The following is a 311-nucleotide window of genomic DNA, read 5'->3' on the forward strand; positions in this document are numbered from 1 at the left end:
TCCGTTTTGTGTTCCATCACCATCTTCATCGTTATATACGGTTCCGGTTACCGTTCCTGCTGTAGTATATCCATCTGTTCCTGCTGTAACTGTTCCACTTACTGGTACCGTTACTTCGGTTGGCTCTGTTCCATCTGTTAATGTCGATCCTGTTGGTAAAGTAGTTGTATCTACTACGACATCAACTGTTCCTGCTGGCACTCCTCCTGTAGTATAGGTTCCGTCTGTTGCTGTTGTTGCTGTTGGCTCTCCTGCGTCTAATACACCATCGCCATCTAAATCAGCAAATACAGTTACTGGAGAAGTAAATC

1 protein-coding gene is annotated in these 311 nt (G+C 44.7%); it reads right to left on the minus strand.

The features are described 5' to 3' along the window. Positions 1-311: hypothetical protein (locus ACVCZW_RS07700; RefSeq protein ID WP_452232095.1), on the minus strand; the 311-nt coding region annotated here is incomplete at both ends.

The organism is Lacinutrix sp. MEBiC02595 (genome assembly GCF_053601555.1).